The organism is Pseudoalteromonas sp. NZS100 (assembly GCF_015864815.1).
In the GTDB taxonomy this organism is placed as follows: domain Bacteria; phylum Pseudomonadota; class Gammaproteobacteria; order Enterobacterales; family Alteromonadaceae; genus Pseudoalteromonas; species Pseudoalteromonas distincta.
Window position 1 is genome coordinate 33,351 of the sequence record NZ_JADYWM010000010.1, and the last position, 15,331, is coordinate 48,681.

Here is a 15,331-nt window from a genome sequence, read left to right on the forward strand (position 1 = left end):
AAGAGATGATTTAAAAGAAGAGATAGGGTCAAAAGTTATTTCGACCCTTATTAATTACTGTAACCAACCTTGTTGCTTACCTTTAATACTCAAGCAAAGTAAAGCGATGGCAATAATGATTACAAAAATAGGCATAAATACCGCACTTGCGCCAAGTAGCTCAATACTATTTATGACCACAAAATTATAATATTGCTGAATTAAAATAGCGCCGAGCGATAGCGCAAAAATAGGTGTTGCCAGCGCGTTTTTAGCAAGTAAAAACAGACAACCCAAAGTGCTTCCAAATACAGCTACAGCAAATGCAATGGTTGACCAAAGAGGGATGTCAGAGTAGGCAGCTTGTTGATCTAACGGAAGTTTACCTATCATTTCGGGTGTCATCATCATGTGCATAGCAAATGCAATAACGCCAAGTAAGTTCCATACGAGTGCCGCCCATACAACGGGTTTAAACCAATTTTTAGGTGTGTTTACAGACATTTTATAACCTTGTTTTTATTATTATTAACGAGGTTATTAAAGAGTAAAAAGGCCAACTATACAAGTTGGCCTTTTTATATAAAAAGAGTGCTTTTAAATGCTTAACCAAATGAAATAGGACGACGACCTGTTTTATCATCTACTTTTGGTTTTTTAGTTCGCTTACGCTTACTTTTAGCTGGTTGATTTGTTGGTTGTGGTGCAGCTTGCTTTGACTCTGCTTGAGTTTGTACCGCAGGTTTTTCTGCAGGGATTGCATCTTCACTTAGTGAGAGTTTAAAAAATTCACCATCAAACTCTAGTACATCACCACTGTATAATTTTTTCCGTTTAATTGTACAAATTTCATGGTTAACACCCACATAGCCTTCAGTAATTAGGTTTTTAGCTTGGCCGCCACCTTCAACTAAGTTTAGTACTTTTAATAATTTACAGAGCTCAATCGGCTCTTCTTCTAATTCTATTTCTATGTATTCTTCGTTCATATTTGCTCTCGGTGGGGTAACGCACAAGCTGTAGTATAAAGGCTTGCAGCTACTTTTGCACCAAAGCAAGTAACTTTAGCTAATTGTAATAGGGAAATAACGACGAAAGTTTTTATGTATTTTATCTGTCTTTAAAAAAACTGAAGCAATTGAAGAGTAATCTTTGCAGCAGTTAATTTTACGTATGGCCTGCTAATTGCTAAAACTTTGGCGGAATAAATATTTTTCATTAAATGGAGTAGGAAATGGGCGTAAGATTAGCAATGAAAAAAGAGCTAATGGGATTAGATAATTCAGGTATGTTAACTGCTGACGATGTTAGAGAGCACCTTGCTAATTCTGTAAAAAAGCAAGCTGATCAAGATGAGCGCGGTTTTTCTGTAATTTCAAAATTCAATGATACCCATAGCCGTTTAGTTAGTGGTGATGCCACGAGAAAAACAAAACTTGAATTTGAACGTCATCGTTTGTTTAAAGAAGTTTTATATACTCGCAAAAGTGTTGATGCTTGGTTAGATAGCCAAATTAGCTGATTTGCTATTTATCAAAAATATAGTTTTAGTGTGCTTAGCCATTTTATTAAGTACGTGTCAGTAACCGACTGCGTATATTTATACATAAACGTTGAGTGCAACTCAAAGGTAGCAGCTAGAATCAACTTGGGGATATAAACAGTCTCTAACCGTGGATTTCTATATGCTCGCTAAGTTTTGCAATACGCAGGCTCATACCTTCAATAATTCGGTCTTTAATTTTTTCGCGGATAACATTAGGTAAGCGGGTGAGTGCTTCAGGGGTAATGGCAAGTACTATGGTGTCGGTTTTAGCGCGAGCACTGGTACTGCGCTCTCGGTTATTTATAAAGGCACCTTCACCTATAAATTCACCGGGCTCTATAGTGCCAAGTTCTAGCAAATGGTTATGCTTAAATACTAATAATGCGCCGCTAAGTACAATGTACAAGCGCTTGTCGTTATCGTATTGCTTAAATAAAAATTGATGCTGACTTACTAAATATAACAGGCCGAACGACTCCAATAAGACTTGGCGCTCGCTGAGCGTAAATTCTTTAAAAAAGTGCAGCCTGTTTATAATTTCCATTTGTTTGAATAATGGAATATGTTCGATTAGCTTCATCAATAACCAAATGTGTTAAAAGCGTTTAATCAGCTAATATTGCGCTCTTTTAATTTTCGGGTCAACGTGTTGCGTCCCCAACCAATTTTTATAGCAGCATCTTGCTTATGACCAGAGCAATTAGCGAGGGCTGTTTTTATTAAGCGAGTTTCTAGTTGAGCTTGAATGTCAGGCCAAATATTTTCTTTGCCTTTTTTTAGCTCTTGATTAAGCCATTGTTGAAACGCATCTAACCAATCACCTTCTTCTTGGGTTGGTGAAGCATCCAGAATCTCCGGCGGTAAGTCTTGCTCGCTTACAAGCTCACCCGGTGCCATAACTGTTAGCCAGCGACACGTGTTTTCTAATTGGCGTACATTACCTGGCCAGTTAAATAAACGTAGTTGCTCAGTAGCTTTAGGGCTCAGCACTTTGCTTTCTACTTGTAGCTCTTTAGCGCTTTTATGTAAAAAGTGTTGCGATAAGCTTTCTATATCTTCAGTACGCTCTCGAAGTGCAGGTAAACGTAGGCGCACAACATTAAGACGATGAAATAAATCATCCCTAAACTTGCCTTGTTTAACTAAATCTTCAAGGTTTTGGTGCGTAGCTGCAATAATGCGTACGTCCACTTTTATACTTTGATGGCCACCAACGCGATAAAACTCACCATCGGCAAGAACGCGTAATAAACGTGTTTGCACATCAAGTGGCATATCACCAATTTCATCTAAAAATAGTGTACCGCCATTGGCTTGCTCAAAGCGGCCTTTACGTACGCTATCGGCGCCCGTAAACGCGCCTTTTTCGTGGCCAAATAACTCTGACTCAACAAGCTCTTTTGGAATGGCCGCCATGTTAAGTGCAATAAATTGATTTTCTTTACGTGGACTATGATTGTGCAGGGCGCTGGCGACAAGTTCTTTACCTGTGCCAGATTCACCATTTATTAATACGCTCATGCTTGAGGCCGATAGTTTACCTATCGCTCTAAACACTTCTTGCATAGCGGGTGCTTCACCAATAATGTGGGCACTTTTTGGTGGAGCTTGCTTTCGCTTAGTTTTTTTAGTGGAGTTTGCTCTGCATGCGCTCTCGACTAGCGCCACTGCTTCGTTTAAATCAAACGGCTTAGCTAGGTATTCAAAAGCACCTTTTTGGAATGCATTAACTGCAGAGTCCAAATCAGAGTGGGCTGTCATTATAATAACCGGCAGCCCAGGGTTTTGCTCTGCTATAAGCTCAAGCAACGCCATGCCATCCATACCAGGCATTCGTACGTCCGAAACTAAAACAGTAGGTTGACTAAACTTTAATGCGCTTAATACATCTTGCGCATTAGCAAAGCTTTCTGCGTTAAACCCTGCACGGGTTAGTGCTTTTTCAAGTACAAATCGAATAGAAGCATCATCATCTACAAGCCAAACTGTTTTCATGCAAACTCCAAACATTAATCTGCAAAGGGCAGATAGATATTAAATTCAGTATGTCCAGGCCAGCTATCACATTCTATATAGCCATCATGTTGATCTATCAGCGTTTGCGCTATTGAGAGTCCTAACCCTGAGCCATCTTCTTTATTGGTGATCATAGGGTAGAACAGTGTTTCACGTACACTGGGATCAATACCTGGTCCGTTATCAGATATTTGGATCAACAAGGCTTTTTTAGGTGCTTTACCTGGGCGACGATGTTGATGATTAATGCGGGTTTTTATTGTTATTTCACCGCCATCTACAAGCGCCTGCTGAGCATTTCGAACAATGTTTAATACTACTTGCTGAATTTTGCCTTGATCAATGTATACATCAGGAATGCTTGGGTCGTAATCTTTAACCAAGCTAATGTTAGAACAATTATCTAACGTACTTAGTCGTGCAACTGATTCAAGTGATTGATGTATATTGCCATACGATTTTTGCGGAAGCTGATTTGGCCCTAAAAGCCTATCTACTAATTCGCGTAATCGGTCAGCTTGCTCAATGATAAGTTCAGCACATTGGTCTCTTTCTTGTTGATCAACCTCATACTGCAATAACTGCGCCGCTCCGCGAATTCCACCTAAAGGATTTTTAATTTCGTGAGCTAAGCCTCTAATTAGATTTCGGGCTGCTTGGTATTGATGCATTTGATTAGACGCTTGGTCGTGCTTAATTTCGTCATCAGTTTGGCGCCACTCAAATAAAATATAAAGTGAGCCATCAAACTTAATTTGTCGTGTACTTACGGCTACTTTTGCATGGCGAGAATCGCTAAAAACCACGTCAGCTCTGTGCTGCTGGCAATCTACACCTTCAACTAATGAGTATTGTTCTATACGCTGCAAATCGATTGAATGGTAATTAAAAAGACTGTCGAAAGGCTGATCTAATAGGCGCTTGTTACCAAGGCCAAGCAGTTCGCTAGTACTGGTATTGGCATAGACAACGGTAAAGTTTTTATCAAGCAACATGATAGCGGTTGTTTGATTTTGCCAAATAGCATCGAGTAGCTCAGGGCTAAAGTTTTTATTATTAATCATAGCTGCACCATTTTAGTGCGTTGATATTTACAAGCAAGTTATATAGTAAAATACACTGCTGCACGTTTAGTAATGCCCCAATTTAGTTACTTAGGTTTAGCCCTTTTCGGTGCATAAAAAATATGCAGGGCTCACTTATAGCAATAACTTGGTTTTTACTATTAAAAAGCTTTAATTGTAGTGTGTGCTCACCACGTTCTACATCTCTTATTGCAAAGGTTGAACTGTCACTGGCTGGGCCATGTGCTTTGCCATCAATAAAAAGTTGTATAGTAAAACCAGTTTCAAAGCGCGGTTTTATTCGGCTAGTAACATAAACAGTGCCGGTATTTTCACGAATAGTCTGGTTATGATCAGGTGAGGAAATGGCAATACTAAAGCCCGCTTGTTGAGGCTGGGGTTGCTCGTCAAAAATGTCAGTATTTGTTGCAGGCATATTAAGATCTTGGCTGGTAAGCTTTACCTCTTTAGCACCTTTATGAGGGGTGTCAGAGAACACTAATACGCCATTTTTATCTTTCCAAGCGTATATCTTTGTTTCACCAGCGTAACCATAATTGCTTAATCCTAAAGCAATTAATAGTAATAAAATCTTGTTGTTCACTCTGCAGCCCTGCATTTTTGTCGGTAACTTAACTTTAGTGGAGATTGATTAATTTTACCATTAAAAAAGCCCGCAAAGCGGGCTTGAGAACACACATATTTTATACAGCTAAATTAACAGCTGTAGTACATTTCAAACTCAACTGGGTGAGTTGTCATGTTAAGCTTTTCAACTTCTTTAGATTTAAGTTCGATGTAAGCATCGATTAAGTCATCAGTGAATACACCACCTTGAGTTAAGAATTCACGGTCTGCGCTAAGTGCAGATAGTGCTTCGTCAAGTGATGCTGCAACAGTTGGGATTTCTGCTGCTTCTTCAGCTGGTAAGTCGTATAAATCTTTATCCATAGCATCGCCAGGGTGGATCTTGTTTTTGATACCATCAAGGCCAGCCATAAGCATTGCTGAGAAAGCAAGGTATGGGTTAGCTGTTGGATCTGGGAAGCGTACTTCAATACGACGACCTTTTTCAGATGGAACCACTGGGATACGGATTGATGCAGAACGGTTACGTGCAGAGTATGCAAGCATAACTGGTGCTTCAAAACCTGGTACTAAACGTTTGTACGAGTTAGTAGAGGCATTTGCAAAAGCGTTAATTGCTTTAGCATGCTTGATGATACCGCCAATGTAGTAAAGCGCATCTTCAGAAAGGCCGCCGTACTTATCACCAGCAAAAAGGTTTACACCATCTTTAGCAAGTGACTGGTGACAATGCATACCAGAACCGTTATCACCAACAACAGGCTTAGGCATAAACGTTGCTGTTTTACCGTATAAGTGAGCCATGTTATGGATAACATATTTCATTTCTTGGATTTCATCCGCTTTTAATACCATTGTATTAAAGCGAGTAGCAATCTCGTTTTGACCTGCTGTTGCAACTTCGTGGTGATGTGCTTCTACTACTTGGCCCATTTCTTCTAGAACTAGACACGTAGCTGAACGCCAATCTTGGAAGTCATCAACAGGAGCAACTGGGAAGTAACCGCCTTTAATACCTGGACGGTGACCTGTGTTGCCATCTGCATATTCTTTATCTGAGTTCCAAGCAGCTTGCTTAGAATCAATTTTGTACATAGAACCAGACATATCTGATTTGTATTTAACGTCGTCAAATACGAAAAACTCTGGCTCAGGGCCAAATAAAACTGTATCTGCAATACCTGTAGAGCGCATGTAATCTTCAGCACGCTTAGCAACAGAACGCGGGTCGCGCTCATAACCTTGAAGCGTTGAAGGCTCTACTACGTCACAACGTACGATTAATGTTGATTCTTCAGTGAAAGGGTCTAGTTTGATTGATTCAGCAACTGGCATTAATACCATGTCTGATTCGTTTATGCCTTTCCAGCCTGCAATTGAAGAACCGTCAAACATTTTACCGTCTTCAAAAAAGTCTTCATCAACTTGGTGATGAGGAATAGATACATGTTGTTCTTTACCCTTAGTGTCAGTAAAGCGTAAATCAATGAACTTAACGTCATTTTCTTTAATAAAATCTAAAACCGATTGTGACATGTGTCCTCCAACTATTGGGTTTTGTTATTGCTGCATAATTGCTTTGGGATTTACTAAGCTGATTTTGTGCCATTTTTATAACTAGCTGTTTATAAATTAAAAAAATATCGTTGCATCAAAATGGAATGTACAAACGCACTATATTGGTGCGTAAATTTTCCTTTTTGGTGCAAAATTTACAGGGCACAATTTGCTGCTAATTTAATCGCTCGGAAATAGCATAACCTAAATGCAAAAGAGTACCAAAAAGATCAGCAAAATAGCCAAAAAGGCTGTTTTTCAAAAAAAATTTGAAATTTAATTCATATAATTGTCATATATAAAACAGATACTTAGTAAAAGTATTGAGAAAGTTTTGAAATTTATATTGGATAAACTTTCATCCATGTCATTAATGAGGGATAATATGCGCCCTTTTAAATCCTATGCTGGGACATCTCGCGAAAGCGTGGATGAGTGCGTAGATCTTGCAGGATCAATGAGAATTTAATTTCTCTGAGTAAATATATGAGCATCGAACAGTTAAGAAATATAGCGATTATCGCGCACGTTGACCATGGTAAAACAACACTGGTTGACAAACTACTTGAGCAATCAGGTACATTAGAAACACGCGGCGGTAACGAAGAGCGCGTGATGGACTCAAACGACATTGAGAAAGAACGTGGTATTACCATTTTGGCTAAAAACACAGCCATTTCTTGGAATGACTACCATATCAATATCGTAGATACCCCGGGACACGCCGATTTCGGTGGTGAAGTTGAACGCGTACTTTCGATGGCTGACTCAGTATTATTACTTGTTGATGCTCAAGAAGGTCCAATGCCGCAAACGCGTTTCGTTACGCAAAAAGCATTCGCGCAAGGCTTAAAGCCAATCGTCGTTATCAATAAAATTGATAAGCCAGGCGCTCGTCCAGATTGGGTTATGGATCAAATCTTTGATTTATTCGACAACCTTGGCGCGACTGACGAACAGTTAGACTTTAAAGTAATCTACGCTTCAGCAATCAACGGTTGGGCAACACTAGATTTAGACGAACCATCAGACAACATGGAACCTATGTTCAAGATGATCGTTGAAGAAGTATCACCACCGGATGCAGATCCTGAAGGTGACTTCCAAATGCAAATTTCTCAACTAGATTACAACTCTTATGTTGGTGTAGTTGGTATTGGTCGTATTAAACGTGGTTCTGTTGCTCCTAACCAACAAGTTACTATTATCAGTGCTGATGGCACTACACGTAATGGTAAAATTGGTGCAGTACAAAGCTACCTAGGTCTTGAGCGTATCGAAACTGATAGAGCTTACGCTGGTAACATCGTAACTGTAACAGGTATTGGTGAGCTTAAGATTTCTGACACAGTTTGTTTCCCAGGAAACGTTGAAGCATTACCACCACTAAGTGTTGATGAGCCAACTGTAACAATGACATTCTCTGTAAATAACTCACCTTTCTGTGGTAAAGAAGGTAAGTTTGTAACGTCACGTAATATCCGTGAGCGTTTAGACAAAGAATTAGTACACAACGTAGCACTTCGCGTTGAAGATACTGCTAGCCCAGATAGCTTCCGTGTTTCTGGTCGTGGTGAATTACACCTAGGTATCTTAATCGAAAACATGCGTCGTGAAGGTTACGAGCTTTCAGTTTCTCGTCCAGAAGTTATCTTACGTACAGTAGATGGCGTTCTAGAAGAACCGTTTGAAACAGTGACTATTGACTGTCAAGAAGAGCATCAAGGTTCTGTTATGGAACAAGTTGGCCTACGTAAAGGTGAACTTACTAACATGACTCCAGATGGCAAAGGCCGTATGCGTTTAGACTTCATGATCCCAAGCCGTGGTTTAATTGGTTTCCAAACTGATTTCATGACGCTTACTTCGGGTTCTGGTCTTATGTACCATACGTTCGATCATTATGGTCCTCATAAAGGTGGTGCTATCGGTGTTCGTAAGAACGGCGTAATGATTGCCAACGCAACTGGTAAAGCACTTACTAACGCATTATTCAACTTACAAGAGCGCGGCCGTTTATTCATCGGTCACGGTGTTGAAGTATACGAAGGTATGGTTATCGGTATTCATAACCGTGATAACGACCTTACAGTTAACGCCCTTAAAGGCAAGCAGTTAACTAACGTACGTGCATCTGGTACTGATGAAGCGCAAACGCTTTCTCCACACCTTAACTACTCACTTGAGCAAGCGCTTGAGTTCATCGATGATGACGAGCTAGTTGAAGTTACTCCACTAAACATTCGTATCCGTAAGAAACACCTTACAGAAAACGAACGTAAACGTGCGGGTCGTGCACCTAAGTCATAATCTATTAATTTAGAATAATGACTTTAAAAGCCGCTGTATTGCAAAATACAGCGGCTTTTTTGTGGATGAAAATAAGAGCTGTTAGCTATAGTTGTTAGTTGAAAGTATTTAGTTCAAAATTATATGACTACTGTTTTGAGATGAAATTTCCATAATATATCTACCTCTAAAAGCGCAGCGCCTCTTAACCTCTTTGTGAATAATTTACTTAAAGATCTTTTGCACAAGGAGAAGGGAATGAGAAGAGAAAGAGAGAGCGGAAACAGCTGATAATGCGAAGTATCAGTGTTTTTTTGTGGGGTATTTTTTCGTTGGGTTTAGCTTCGCTCAACCCAACATACGTGTTCAATTATTTTATTGGTAGCTACTTACTTTTTAGGGAGTAGGGTTATTTTGCCAAATACGTCGGCATCTATAAAACCACGGTTTCTGTCGCCATTTACTGGTTGTACTTCGTGTGAGCCCATAAAGTGCTCGCGCACGTCACTGCCATCGTTATCGCAATACGCTAGCATAAAGCCGATTACTTGCTTTTCGCTAAGTGTAAGTGGGGTGTTTTTAGCACCTTCTTTATAATCATTAGGGTAGAGTTTTATTGCTACTTCCCAGGTAATGTTAAAAGGCGCGGTGGTATTGCGCTTCCAGTTACTAACTAGGTGGTCGGTGTACAAATGAGCTTTTTTATCAGGTCCGTAATCGGCAGCTTGGTTATCAAGGCCAATATGGTACGCCAATGCGGTGTGATTAAATTGATGATTACCGCCCGATGCATCGCTATCAATAAATACTTCAAGCGCATCGTCATCCCAATATTTATAGGTTGGATCTGCGTGTGTATCTATTAAAACATCATCCACAATATTGGCTTGTAGGTATAAATAGTTTTGATCCCACAATAAACGATAACGCCCTTTAAAGTCGGCATCGTTTGATGGCAGTGTGCCATCCATTAGATAAGGCATGTCGTGCCAAGCGGCTTTATCCCATGCGCTTTCTGATACGCCATCAATAGTAATTGGAGTTGATGTATGTTCAACATCAATAGCCATTGCTGGTGTGCTTAACAAAAAGCTTAAGGCGAGTGCTAATTTCTTCATTAATCTCTCAATTTTATTGTCGATTTGTCTTAATGTAATAACAATCTTAAAACAGCTAAGTAAATAGTTACAGTGAAATACTTTCGCCTTCGTTTAAAATATACAGCGGCACTTTTGAATCCATTTTATTGTACATATGCAATAAGCGAAGTAAGGCTGAATGACCGCTGTGGTCGCCCATTTTCCAACTTGAGTTACCGTATCCCCACGGTATCATTACTTTACAATTAAGCTCTTGTGCTGCGTTGAGCGCGTCTTCTGGTGTGGTGTGAACGTAACGATAAAATTTACCACTTTCTTTACTGTAGTAAGAAGCGATTGGGATTAAGCATACATCTATATCGCCATATTTTTGCTGTATGTCTTTAAAGTGTTTTGAGTAGCCTGTATCGCCTGCAAAAAATAAGGTGCTACCGTTTTGTTCAAGCAGCCAGCCATTCCATAAGTCTTTATTGTTATCTTCGTAAATAAAGGGCACTAATACGCGAGCGCTAAAATGATGAGCTGGCACGGCGCTAATAACTAAGTCGTCAATGTTGGTTGTTGAGTACCACGGCATTTCGCTAATGTTAAAACCGCCGGTAGGGAAGTTGTCGGCCATCCCGAGTGGTGTTAAATAGCGAGGTTTATTGCCAATGCTTTGTATGTCGGCTTTATTAAAATGATCGTAATGAATATGCGAATACATTACCGCATCAATATTTTCCAGTTCTTGCTCACTAGGCCAAGCGCCTGCTTTACGATAAATACCACCGCCGAGTTTAAAGCCAAGTGCGACTGGAGAATCAAACTGATTTTTTACCGGATCAAACAGCACACTTTGAGCATTTGGAGTGTTAATAACAAAACTAGCGTGACCAAGCCAGCGTACGGTATAGCCAGTGCTAAGTTGTGGTTTAGTTTGCAGGCCTTGGTACTGGCAGTTTTCGCTGCCGGTTTTGCATAGTAAGTCTGGGTGAGCTGGGTAGCAGTTTTCAGTACAGGTAGTGGGATATGTTTTTTCACCTGTGTATAAATTTTTATAACGACCGTTCTTATCATTAATAACAACTGAGTCAGAGCTGGTAATACGATTAATATTATTAGGTGCACCGCAGGCAGTTAGTATACATAAGAGCATTGCTGCGATTAAAAAGCGTTTCATTGTAAATCCCTTTTAGTATTCCCTTTAACATAAAAAAGCCTGCAATTATGCAGGCTTGTTAAAGTAACAAATGATTAGCCAGCGCTATTCATTTGTTCAATAAATTTGTTTGAATCGGCAATCGATTTGTTCATGTCGTTCATCAACAATTGAATATCGCGCTTAAGGTTAGTGAATTCACCTTTAATAGCCGATACCGCTTGTGCATTTAAGTTATGCTTTAAGTATAAAACGTTATCATGAAGCGAGGTTAATACTGGCTCCATTTTACTCTCTGCGCTGCGCATTGAGCGTAATAGCTGATCAAATTGACGCTTAGTCGCGGTTAGCTTTTTGCTGCTTTCACGCTTAAGTGACGCGCTTTTGTATTGCTCTAGCTCATCGCTCCACTCATCAAACAGAGCTTCTGCCACGTCTTCTACTTTATTGATGTTAGTTGACACTTCGTTAGCGGCTTTTAAGCTCGACTCGTAATCGTCGTTTAATTGATTGTAAGTGTCTTGTAATTCGCCACCATTAAAATCGATTAGAGTCGTTAAGCGCTCTAGTGCCGATTTAAATTCTTCTTGTGACTCTTGCTGCGAGTCTTTGGTTTCTTCTACGCGGTCAATTAGAATATCGCGTTTGTGAACACCCACTTTTTCCATCGCAGAATAATAAGCTGATTGGCAGCCAGTTAAAGTAAGTGTTACTACAAGCATTGAAACACTGAGTAATGTTTGTTTTTTCATTTGAATTCCTGTTTACGAGCGTTAGTGCTGTAAATTATGGCGCTGATTGTTATTATAATCAAAACTATATAAGCACAAGTCAATTGTATGAATGATAAGCTCTCACATTACAAACAGCAAGTTAAGTCCTTTATACGCCAGCAGCCTGGTTGGTGGATGCAGTATTTTAATCGTTGTATAGACGATCAAATAACGGTTAATGCAGGTTACCTTGCTTACGTAACCCTTCTTTCTTTAGTGCCATTAATTGCGGTGGGTGTTGCTATATTTTCAGCTTTTCCGGGCTTTGAATCTACTCGCATGGAAATTGAGAGCTTTTTGTTTACCAACTTTGTCCCTACCTCTACCGATGTTATTAGAGAGCACATTAGCTCCTTTGCCGGTAACGCTAATCAAATGACGGCGGTAGGTATTGGCTTTTTAGCTGCAATAGCCTTGCTGTTAATACGTAATGTAGATGCCACACTAAATCGAATTTGGCGAATTAAGAAAAAACGCCCAATGATGATCTCATTTGCTGTGTACTGGATGGTTTTGAGCTTAGGGCCTGTATTACTCGGAGCGAGTATTGGTGTTACCTCTTATATTGTATCTTTGGTATCGTTTGCTGATCAGGGTATTCCTGGGTTTAGCGGGTTTTTGTTAAAGTTATTGCCGTATGGGATTTCGATGGTGGGCTTTATTATGCTCTACACCTTAGTGCCTAATACGCGTGTATCGTTCAGAGCGGCAATACCTGGCGCTTTTTTTGCGGCACTTTTATTTGAGCTGACTAAAAAAGGGTTTGCACTTTATATTAGCCATTTTCCTTCGTACGAAGTTATTTACGGCGCAGTAGCAACCATTCCTATTTTGTTTGTATGGGTGTATTTGTCGTGGGTCGTTGTTTTGCTTGGCGCTGAATTTACTGCGTGTATTAGCCCAAATGATATTCCAGAAACACCAGAACTTGAACTAGAAGATGATGAACCAGCAGTAAAGGACACAGTTTAAATGCAAGGTTTAATACAACGCGTAAAGCATGCCAAAGTAGAAATTAACAACCAAGTAGTAGGTGAAATTAGCCAAGGTATATTGTTGTTGCTGGGCGTTGAAAAGCACGACGATACGCAAACGGCCGATAAGCTTTTACACAAGGTAAGTAATTATCGTATTTTTACTGACGAAAACGACAAAATGAACTTAAGCCTTAAAGATATTAAAGGTGAGTTACTGGTGGTTTCGCAATTTACGCTAGCGGCTAATACTAAAAAGGGTATGCGCCCTAGCTTTTCATCTGCGGCAACGCCAAGCCAAGCTAATGAGCTTTACGAGTACTTTGTTGCTCAAGCTAAAGAGTTGGGGCTTACAATAGCCACCGGTGAGTTTGGTGCCGATATGCAAGTAAGCTTGTGTAACGATGGGCCCGTGACGTTTAACTTATCTGTTTAAACTTTTTTAGTAACCACGACAATATGATTTACATAGCCCGTAATTTTTTGCGGGCTAATGTTACAACCAAATACATCGAGTAATAGCTGTTGAAGTTGTTTTAATTGCGACTCATGCTGCGATAAAAAGTTAATAAATAGCACACCATTGTTATTTAAAGCCGAGTAAATTTTTTTATAAAATGCCTCTTCAAATAAAAATCGAGGTGCATCTATCTGGCTAAACAAATCTAAAATAATCCAATCAATATTTTTCGCACTTTTTAAAATCTGTTGCGCATCGGCGCAAAGCAGTTGCTCATTTTTATTTGACGAAAAAAATTGGGTATAGCAATCAATAATATCGGCGTTTTTTTCAACCGATGTTATTTGTGCTTTAGGGTATTTGTGTTGTAAATAATTACGAATTGCTCCGCCGCCGAGGCCGAGTTCTAACACTTTTTGTGGCGGCTTAAGAGCCTGCCAATGCTTACCTAGGCATAATAAATGCGGAAAAAGTAATAAATCCGGGTTATTTAAATCAATAACAGACTGAAGAGTGTCGTTAATAAGTAACCAGCGTAACTGCTCGTGCTCACGTACTTGAATGTGATCGCCACTGTATTTATGCCAATAGATTAACTGACCAACGCTGTGGCTATTTTCAATAAATTGATCGCCCAGCAAACCCGTCAGTGAATTTATATAATTGATTTTTTCAGTCATATTCTCAGCATAAACTAGCAACGTTAAAGCGCAATGGCCTTTGCCATTATTTTTTACGTTATTTTACAGCCATCACCAAAGTCGTATTTGCAGTTTTTTTAAGATGGAGTATGGTATTTGCCATAAATAATACCAACGGACTTAATTATTTAAGCTTTTTAGTTTGGTAGATAATCAATACTATTAGTATAGCGCCGTAGCCTTTTTTGACTTTTATTTACGGCTTATATAACAACAGGAGTATGTATGTTTCAGGTAAGCACCCCACAAAGTAGCGAAGATTGGCAAGCGTATTACCAATTGCGTTGGCAGGTATTACGCGCGCCTTGGGGCGAGCCACGTGGCTCTGAACAAGACGATATGGAACAAGACTCTGAGCACCGCTTTATAAAAAATAAAGAAGGCGAAGTACTAGGTGTAGCACGTTTGCACTTTAACAATCATGAGCAAGCACAAGTGCGCTACATGGCAGTTGCAGAGGGTAACCGTAATCAGCATATTGGTAGTCGTTTGCTTCATGAGCTTGAAAAAATAGCATGGGTTCAAAACGCAGGTGAGCTTGTATTGTTTGCACGCGAACGAGCGCTTGAGTTTTACAAACGCCACGGTTACGAATTAAAAGAAAAAGCGCACTTAGCGTATGGCGATGTACAACACTTTAAAATGGTAAAGCAAAAACCGTCTGAGCCAGGTTGGTTTCGTCACCCTAATTGGACGCAAGTACTACAAAATACGTGGCGTGAGTCTATTCCAATTAGTGACGCGATGGGGATTAAGGTAGAAAGCTATACCGATTGGCAATTTACAACCAGCGCCGACCTAGACGCTAACTTAAACCTACATAACACTATGTTTGCAGGTTCTATTTATAGCTTGGCCACGCTAACAGGTTGGGGCGCTACGTACTTAGCACTTAAAGAAGCTGGGCTTGAAGGTAATATTGTATTAGCCGATGCTAACATTAAGTACTTAAAACCGCTTACTACCGACCCACGTGGTTGTGTTGATATACAAACCTGTAAGGGCAAGTTAAGCGATTTAGAAACCGACGGTAAAGCAAGTTACGTCGTGCCAGTAACTATTTACGATGGTGATAACGTGGTTGCAGAATTTGAAGGGCAGTTTGTAGTAAAAAAATAACTGTTTAGCTGCTCTAAACACAAA

At 39.8% G+C, this 15,331-nt stretch carries 16 protein-coding genes; 5 read left to right on the forward strand and 11 right to left on the reverse strand.

Translation table 11 applies throughout. The features are described from left to right. Positions 1-54: 54 nt before the first annotated feature. On the reverse strand, positions 55-483 hold the full coding sequence (locus tag I6E69_RS11880) for a hypothetical protein (RefSeq protein WP_197121319.1): 429 nt from the start codon (positions 481-483) through the stop codon (positions 55-57). Positions 484-584: 101 nt separating this feature from the next. Beyond that, a complete protein-coding gene (locus I6E69_RS11885) occupies positions 585-968 on the reverse strand; it encodes an RNA-binding S4 domain-containing protein (protein WP_002961114.1) in 384 nt (127 codons plus the stop codon). Positions 969-1,213: 245 nt separating this feature from the next. Here I6E69_RS11885 and I6E69_RS11890 point away from each other — a divergent pair, with 245 nt between their 5' ends. Next, a complete protein-coding gene (locus I6E69_RS11890) occupies positions 1,214-1,501 on the forward strand; it encodes a hypothetical protein (RefSeq protein WP_033021452.1) in 288 nt (95 codons plus the stop codon). A 145-nt stretch (positions 1,502-1,646) separates the two neighbouring features. Here I6E69_RS11890 and I6E69_RS11895 read toward each other — a convergent pair whose 3' ends face one another. The 5 genes from I6E69_RS11895 to glnA all read right to left on the reverse strand — a co-directional run bounded on the left by I6E69_RS11895 (position 1,647) and on the right by glnA (position 6,729). Further along, complete coding sequence (locus I6E69_RS11895; protein ID WP_182674046.1) at positions 1,647-2,105, reverse strand: cyclic nucleotide-binding domain-containing protein; 459 nt, start codon at positions 2,103-2,105, stop codon at positions 1,647-1,649. A 29-nt stretch (positions 2,106-2,134) separates the two neighbouring features. Beyond that, positions 2,135-3,520: a nitrogen regulation protein NR(I) gene (gene ntrC / locus I6E69_RS11900; protein ID WP_002961117.1), complete on the reverse strand. Its 1,386-nt coding sequence runs from the start codon at positions 3,518-3,520 to the stop codon at positions 2,135-2,137. A 14-nt stretch (positions 3,521-3,534) separates the two neighbouring features. Further along, complete coding sequence (gene glnL / locus I6E69_RS11905; protein WP_002961118.1) at positions 3,535-4,605, reverse strand: nitrogen regulation protein NR(II); 1,071 nt, start codon at positions 4,603-4,605, stop codon at positions 3,535-3,537. A gap of 82 nt (positions 4,606-4,687) precedes the next feature. Beyond that, positions 4,688-5,209 (reverse strand): DUF4124 domain-containing protein, encoded by a 522-nt coding sequence (locus I6E69_RS11910; RefSeq protein WP_138489940.1) that lies wholly within the window; start codon positions 5,207-5,209, stop codon positions 4,688-4,690. A 113-nt stretch (positions 5,210-5,322) separates the two neighbouring features. After that, the gene (glnA, locus tag I6E69_RS11915; RefSeq protein WP_002961121.1) at positions 5,323-6,729 is read right to left on the reverse strand and encodes a glutamate--ammonia ligase; all 1,407 of its coding nucleotides are present in this window, start codon (positions 6,727-6,729) and stop codon (positions 5,323-5,325) included. 507 nt (positions 6,730-7,236) lie between these two features. Here glnA and typA point away from each other — a divergent pair. Continuing rightward, positions 7,237-9,060: a translational GTPase TypA gene (gene typA, locus I6E69_RS11920; RefSeq protein ID WP_002961123.1), complete on the forward strand. Its 1,824-nt coding sequence runs from the start codon at positions 7,237-7,239 to the stop codon at positions 9,058-9,060. A gap of 368 nt (positions 9,061-9,428) precedes the next feature. Here the strand turns inward: typA and I6E69_RS11925 are convergent, their stop codons facing one another. The 3 genes from I6E69_RS11925 to I6E69_RS11935 all read right to left on the reverse strand — a co-directional run bounded on the left by I6E69_RS11925 (position 9,429) and on the right by I6E69_RS11935 (position 12,032). Then, on the reverse strand, positions 9,429-10,157 hold the full coding sequence (locus tag I6E69_RS11925) for a CBM9 family sugar-binding protein (protein WP_197121320.1): 729 nt from the start codon (positions 10,155-10,157) through the stop codon (positions 9,429-9,431). Between the two features lie 67 nt (positions 10,158-10,224). Next, entirely contained in the window at positions 10,225-11,301 is a 1,077-nt protein-coding gene (locus tag I6E69_RS11930; RefSeq protein WP_197121321.1) for an MBL fold metallo-hydrolase, read from the reverse strand. 74 nt (positions 11,302-11,375) lie between these two features. Continuing rightward, the gene (locus I6E69_RS11935) at positions 11,376-12,032 is read right to left on the reverse strand and encodes a DUF2959 domain-containing protein (RefSeq protein ID WP_039488632.1); all 657 of its coding nucleotides are present in this window, start codon (positions 12,030-12,032) and stop codon (positions 11,376-11,378) included. Positions 12,033-12,119: 87 nt separating this feature from the next. Here I6E69_RS11935 and I6E69_RS11940 point away from each other — a divergent pair, with 87 nt between their 5' ends. Both I6E69_RS11940 and dtd read left to right on the forward strand, forming a co-directional pair. Next, positions 12,120-13,025 (forward strand): virulence factor BrkB family protein, encoded by a 906-nt coding sequence (locus tag I6E69_RS11940; protein ID WP_002961130.1) that lies wholly within the window; start codon positions 12,120-12,122, stop codon positions 13,023-13,025. Then, entirely contained in the window at positions 13,026-13,463 is a 438-nt protein-coding gene (gene dtd, locus I6E69_RS11945; protein ID WP_197121322.1) for a D-aminoacyl-tRNA deacylase, read from the forward strand. On the opposite strand, the gene I6E69_RS11950 is transcribed toward dtd, so the two are convergent. After that, positions 13,460-14,167, reverse strand: a complete 708-nt coding sequence (locus tag I6E69_RS11950; RefSeq protein ID WP_197121323.1) for a spermidine synthase — start codon at positions 14,165-14,167, stop codon at positions 13,460-13,462. The two genes, dtd and I6E69_RS11950, sit on opposite strands and share 4 nt — an antisense overlap. A 246-nt stretch (positions 14,168-14,413) precedes the next feature. Between I6E69_RS11950 and I6E69_RS11955 the strand changes: the two genes are divergently transcribed. Next, complete coding sequence (locus tag I6E69_RS11955; protein WP_002961136.1) at positions 14,414-15,307, forward strand: bifunctional GNAT family N-acetyltransferase/hotdog fold thioesterase; 894 nt, start codon at positions 14,414-14,416, stop codon at positions 15,305-15,307. The last annotated feature ends 24 nt before the right edge of the window (positions 15,308-15,331 follow it).

Coding starts and splice junctions, on each gene's coding strand:
- I6E69_RS11880 (WP_197121319.1), bottom strand. CDS start 483: ATGTCTGTAAACACACCTAAAAATTGGTTTAAACCCGTTGTATGGGCG.
- I6E69_RS11885 (WP_002961114.1), bottom strand. CDS start 968: ATGAACGAAGAATACATAGAAATAGAATTAGAAGAAGAGCCGATTGAG.
- I6E69_RS11890 (WP_033021452.1), top strand. CDS start 1,214: ATGGGCGTAAGATTAGCAATGAAAAAAGAGCTAATGGGATTAGATAAT.
- I6E69_RS11895 (WP_182674046.1), bottom strand. CDS start 2,105: ATGAAGCTAATCGAACATATTCCATTATTCAAACAAATGGAAATTATA.
- ntrC (WP_002961117.1), bottom strand. CDS start 3,520: ATGAAAACAGTTTGGCTTGTAGATGATGATGCTTCTATTCGATTTGTA.
- glnL (WP_002961118.1), bottom strand. CDS start 4,605: ATGATTAATAATAAAAACTTTAGCCCTGAGCTACTCGATGCTATTTGG.
- glnA (WP_002961121.1), bottom strand. CDS start 6,729: ATGTCACAATCGGTTTTAGATTTTATTAAAGAAAATGACGTTAAGTTC.
- typA (WP_002961123.1), top strand. CDS start 7,237: ATGAGCATCGAACAGTTAAGAAATATAGCGATTATCGCGCACGTTGAC.
- I6E69_RS11925 (WP_197121320.1), bottom strand. CDS start 10,157: ATGAAGAAATTAGCACTCGCCTTAAGCTTTTTGTTAAGCACACCAGCA.
- I6E69_RS11930 (WP_197121321.1), bottom strand. CDS start 11,301: ATGAAACGCTTTTTAATCGCAGCAATGCTCTTATGTATACTAACTGCC.
- I6E69_RS11935 (WP_039488632.1), bottom strand. CDS start 12,032: ATGAAAAAACAAACATTACTCAGTGTTTCAATGCTTGTAGTAACACTT.
- I6E69_RS11940 (WP_002961130.1), top strand. CDS start 12,120: ATGAATGATAAGCTCTCACATTACAAACAGCAAGTTAAGTCCTTTATA.
- dtd (WP_197121322.1), top strand. CDS start 13,026: ATGCAAGGTTTAATACAACGCGTAAAGCATGCCAAAGTAGAAATTAAC.
- I6E69_RS11950 (WP_197121323.1), bottom strand. CDS start 14,167: ATGACTGAAAAAATCAATTATATAAATTCACTGACGGGTTTGCTGGGC.
- I6E69_RS11955 (WP_002961136.1), top strand. CDS start 14,414: ATGTTTCAGGTAAGCACCCCACAAAGTAGCGAAGATTGGCAAGCGTAT.